Consider the following 443-nt stretch of genomic DNA (forward strand, 5'->3'; position numbering starts at 1 on the left):
GAACCACCAGGAGCGTTGAGTTGAGTCAGATGAGCCAGGCCGCACAGAACCTGAACTGGCTGATCACCAATTTCGTGGACAACACCCCCGGGGTGTCGCACACGGTGGTGGTCTCCGCCGACGGTCTCCTGCTGTGCATGTCCGAAGGCTTCCCCCGGGACCGCGCCGACCAGCTCGCCGCCGTCGCCTCCGGCCTCACCTCGCTGACCTCCGGCGCCAGCCGGATCTTCGAGGGCGGCGACGTCAACCAGACCGTCGTCGAGATGGAGCGCGGCTTCCTCTTCCTCATGGCGGTCAGCGACGGCTCCGCCCTCGCCGTCCTCGCCGCCCCCGACTCCGACATCGGCCTCGTCGGCTACGAGATGGCACTCCTCGTCGACCGCGCCGGCGCCGTCCTCACCCCCGCCCTCCGGGCAGAACTGCAGGGCAGCCTGCTGCACTGA

Annotated in this window: 1 protein-coding gene; it reads left to right on the forward strand. The window is 69.1% G+C overall.

From position 1 onward, the window contains the following. Positions 1 to 29: 29 nt before the first annotated feature. Positions 30 to 443, forward strand: coding sequence for a roadblock/LC7 domain-containing protein (locus tag IE98_RS0141705; RefSeq protein ID WP_030278013.1), 414 nt, complete (start codon positions 30 to 32; stop codon positions 441 to 443).

Source organism: Streptomyces sp. NRRL B-24484 (genome assembly GCF_000717715.1).
Classification (GTDB): domain Bacteria; phylum Actinomycetota; class Actinomycetes; order Streptomycetales; family Streptomycetaceae; genus Kitasatospora.

Bases quoted from the DNA above. Each gene is read 5' to 3' on its own strand.
- IE98_RS0141705 (WP_030278013.1), top strand. From the start codon at position 30: ATGAGCCAGGCCGCACAGAACCTGAACTGGCTGATCACCAATTTCGTG.